This is a genomic window from Mycobacterium sp. E3247 (assembly GCF_001667785.1).
Taxonomy (GTDB): domain Bacteria; phylum Actinomycetota; class Actinomycetes; order Mycobacteriales; family Mycobacteriaceae; genus Mycobacterium.
In genome coordinates this window covers 1-3,309 of record NZ_LZJG01000400.1, presented here as the reverse complement: position 1 = coordinate 3,309, position 3,309 = coordinate 1, and the positions used below count along the sequence as shown (strand labels likewise).

Here is a 3,309-nt window from a genome sequence, read left to right as displayed (position 1 = left end):
GACCCGAAGATCTCCCAGACCGAGAAGTCGAAGGCCAGCGAGTGGCATTGCGACCACACCCGACCCAGCGCCAGTTCACGGTTCACCGACTCCAGCAGCTGGGTGACGTTGCGGTGCGGCACGGCGACACCCTTGGGGACCCCGGTGGTGCCGGAGGTGTAGATGACGTAGGCGATGTCCTCCGGCGACGGCGCCGGGAGCCCGTCGCTGGATTGCGCCTCGACGGCGGCCTCGCCGATATCGATGACGGCGAGGTCGAACCCGTCGAGCCGGGCCCGCAACTCGGGGGTGACGATCGCGGCGATCGGCGCGGCGTCGGTGAGCATGAATTCGATGCGTGCTCCCGGCAGGGCCGGGTCGATGGGCAGGTAGGCCGCCCCGGCCTTGAGCACCGCCAGGATCGCCACCACGGCCTGAGCCGACCGCTCGGCCAACACCGCCACACACTCCCCCGGCCCGGCACCATACTCAACAAGCAAGCGCCCCAACCGAGTCGACCACTCATCAACCTCCCGATACGTCCACGACCGCTCCCCCTCGGTGATCGCCACCGCCTCCGGCGCACGCCCCACCTGCGCGCCGAACAACCCCGGAATCGAGAACCCCGTCGACACCGGAGCGCTCAGCGCCCCCCGATTGCCCAACTCGTCGAGCCGCGCACGCTCGGACTCCTCCAGCACATCGATCGACGACAACCGCCGCCCCGGATCGGCCACCATGGCCACCAACACCCGATACACCTGCGCGACCACCGCCTCCACCCGAGCGGTGTTGAACACATCCGTGCGAAACTCCACCGCCCCACCAATCCCGGCGGGCCGACCATCCTCACTCCAACGCTCAGCCAACGAAAACACCAAATCCATCCGCGCGACATGGGTGTCCACCGGCACCGGGGTGACCTCGACGTCGCCCAGCGCCAGTCCCGCGGCGGGCCCGCTGTGTTGCCAGGGCAGGTTCTGCCAGGCGAGGACGACCTGGATCAGGGGGTGGTGGCTGAGGCTTCGGGTGGGGTGTAGCCGCTCGACGAGGAGTTCGAAGGGTACGTCCTGGTGTTCATAGGCGGCCAGGCTGCGTTGTTGCACCTGTGCCAGGAGCTCAGCCACGGCCGGATTTCCAGCCAAGTCGGTGCGCAAGACCAACGTGTTGACGAAAAATCCGACCAACTCATCAAGCGCAGGATCACGACGCCCGGCGATCGGAAAACCCACCGCCACATCCGAAGTCGCACCCAGCTTGCCCAAAACCACCGCCAACGCGGCCTGGACCACCATGAAACTGGTTGCTCCGTGCCCACCGGCCAGCTCCCTTACTCGCTGTTGCAATTGCGCGGGCCACTCCACGCTCACCCGCGCGCCCCGATAATCGGCCACCAAGGGATAGGGCCGATCGGTCGGCAACTCCAGCCGCTCCGCCATCCCCGCCAACGCGTCCTGCCAATACGCCAACTGCCCCGCGATCGCACTACGCGGATCATCCAAATCCCCGAACCGCGCCCGCTGCCACAACGTGTAATCCACGTACTGCACCGCCAGCGGCGCCCACGCGGGCGCCTCACCACCACACCGGCTGGCATACGCCACCCCCAAATCACGCACCAACGGCGTGATCGACCACCCATCAGCGGCAATATGATGAGCCACCGCCACCAACACATGCTCACCCTCCGCGACCCGGAAAAGGGTTGCCCGCAAAGGAATCTCGACGGTCAGGTCGAACGAGTAGCGTGCCGCCCGCTCAACGGCCTCCGCTAACCGGGCTTCCGGCCAGCCGCCAGCATCGACGACGTGCCAGCCGAAATCGAAATGCCCGACCGGGACGACCACTTGTTGCGGGGTCCCGTCGGGCGCGACGAAGATCGTGCGAAGACTTTCATGCCGGGCCACCACGTCGGCGAGCGCCGTCCCGAGGACATCGGCATCAAGCCGCCCGCGCAAGCGCAAGGCCACGGCCATGTTGTGCACCGGGGACGACCCGTGCAGCTGGTCGAGGAACCACAACCGGGACTGGGCAAAGGACAACGGCACCACCGCCGGCCGCGCCCCGGCCACCACCCGCGGAAGCCGGCCCTCTCCCTCGTTCAGGCGGGGCACCAGCAGGCTAATGGTCGGCGCCTCGAACAACGCCCGCACCGAAAGGTTGGCATCCAGAGCGGCGTTCACCGCGGCGACCAGGCGCATGGCCGACAGCGAATCCCCGCCCAGCTCGAAGAAGGAGTCATCGACCCCCACCCGGGCAACGCCCAGAACCTTGGCGTAGATGCCGGCCAGGACCTGTTCGGTGAGGGTGGCGGGGGCGTGAAAGCCACGACCGGCGTATTCCGGTGCGGGCAGCGCGTGGGTGTCGAGTTTGCCGTTGAGGGTCAGGGGCAGGGCGGGCAGGCGGACGATCGCGACCGGGATCATGTAGGCGGGGAGCCGCTCGCCCAGGGCGGTGCGCACAAGGTCGGGATCCGCCGTGCCGGTCAGGTAGGCGACCAGGCGCTTGTCGCCGGGGTTGTCCTCACGCACGATCACCGCCGCCTGCTCGACCCCGGCCAAATCCGTTAGCGCTGTCTGGATTTCACCCGGCTCGATGCGATAGCCGCGGAGCTTGACCTGCTCAAGGCGGGGGCCGCCTACGTGCCGATTGATCCGGCGTCGCCGGCGGACCGGGTGCAGTTCATGCTCGCCGACGCCGCACCGGTGGCGGTGATCGTTTCCCCGGGCCTGCGGCCGCGGTTGGATGGGTCCCTGGGCGTCGTGGTCGAAATCGACGATCCGGCGATCGAGGGCCAACCGTGCGACCCGCCGGTCGGGCCGGCCGCAGACGACGTGGCGCACGTGATCTACACGTCCGGCACGACGGGCGTGCCCAAAGGGGTGGCGGTCACGCACCGCAACGTGACGCAACTGTTCGAGGCGCTGGCCGGTGATGGATTGCTGGCGGCGGGACAGGTCTGGTCGCAGTGCCATTCCCTGGCCTTCGATTTTTCGGTGTGGGAGATCTGGGGTGCGCTCTTGCACGGGGGCCACCTGGTGGTGGTGCCCGACGCCGTGGTGCGGTGCGCGGATGACCTGCACGCGTTGTTGATTGGGCAGCGGGTGTCGGTGTTGACCCAGACACCGTCCGCGGTGGGGGTGTTGTCCCCGCAGGGGCTGGAGGCGGCGCTGGTGGTGGGGGCCGAGGCGTGCCCCGCGGCGGTGGTGGACCGGTGGGCGCCGGGGCGGGTGATGGTCAACGTCTACGGGCCCACGGAGACCACGATGTGGGTGGCCAAGAGTGCTCCGTTGGTGGCGGGCTCGGGGGCGCCGCCGATCGGGTCGCCGG

1 protein-coding gene and 1 pseudogene are annotated in these 3,309 nt (G+C 68.6%); one reads left to right on the top strand and one right to left on the bottom strand.

Annotated elements, in window-relative coordinates; genetic code table 11:
* Positions 1–2,603, bottom strand: a pseudogene (locus A9X04_RS21340) (condensation domain-containing protein); the annotation flags it as partial.
* Positions 2,604–2,621: 18 nt separating this feature from the next.
* On the opposite strand from A9X04_RS21340, the gene A9X04_RS31070 reads away from it, so the two are divergent.
* Positions 2,622–3,309, top strand: a 688-nt coding sequence (locus tag A9X04_RS31070) for an AMP-binding protein (RefSeq protein ID WP_304442407.1), incomplete at its 3' end; no start/stop codon positions are given.